This is a genomic window from Rheinheimera sediminis (genome assembly GCF_004005375.1).
Taxonomy (GTDB): domain Bacteria; phylum Pseudomonadota; class Gammaproteobacteria; order Enterobacterales; family Alteromonadaceae; genus Pararheinheimera.
In genome coordinates, this window is the sequence record NZ_RZUF01000076.1 from 1 (window position 1) to 840 (window position 840).

Genomic DNA, 840 nt, shown 5'->3' on the forward strand with positions numbered 1-840 from the left:
CTATTGGTTTGGCGGGTGGGTTGAATACTTACTCATATGTCGGCGGGAATCCTTTAACTGGCATAGATCCTTTTGGATTGTATTGTTTTTCTCTGGCGGAGAGAAATGGAATAAAAGGGGCTGCACAAGGTGCGATTGAAGGAGCCAGATTTGGATTGGCAGGAATATTTGTAGGTGCAGCTTCGTATGGCGTCGCGGAGTATGCAGCAGCTGAGCTAGGGATCCCTAGCTTGGCAAGTGGAGCTACTGCACTTGTAAACGGAGGTAATTTTACAGCAGCTGGAATTGCCACTTTGGTAACGGCAAGTAGTACACCTAAAATAGCGTTAGATGATACTTTGAATGGTGCCGTGTCAGGCTTCTTAGGTGGGTATACCTCTGGAGGAAAAGGCTATGGTTTCTTGCGAAATCTAACAAAGGGTGCTGGGCTTGGTGCACTATCTGGATTTGGCAGAGATCTGGCGGATGTGGGTATGGATTTCGTGGAAAGCTTTGATGATTGTGGATGTAAAAAGTGATGAAAAATAAATGGAAAGCATCAGGAGCAATGATAGCGTTTGCTTGTCTGTCGTTATTGCTTTTACCTTTTGCGACAGAACAAATAGAAGCACTACCTTATGAAGAACATCAAATAGCGGCATTAAAGAAGTTTTTAGGCTATTTGTATATGTTTTGCTTTTTTGTAGTTGTAGCTTATTGGGTCAAGCTAAACAACAAAGATAAAAGCTAAAAAACATGGGGTAAGGCCTTCTACCTTACCCCTATTTTTCGATTTGCCCTAAACAGGCATCACCAGCAGTGGTTTGGGTAATCATAGTTTTGGCTATGATGCGTTGGGTA

Annotated in this window: 1 protein-coding gene and 1 pseudogene; both read left to right on the forward strand. The window is 43.0% G+C overall.

The window, feature by feature from the left end; genetic code table 11:
* Positions 1 to 518, forward strand: a pseudogene (locus EMM73_RS20445) (hypothetical protein); the annotation flags it as partial.
* Positions 515 to 730, forward strand: coding sequence for a hypothetical protein (locus tag EMM73_RS19815; RefSeq protein ID WP_145987579.1), 216 nt, complete (start codon positions 515 to 517; stop codon positions 728 to 730). The pseudogene EMM73_RS20445 and the gene EMM73_RS19815, both read left to right, overlap by 4 nt.
* Positions 731 to 840 lie beyond the last annotated feature (110 nt).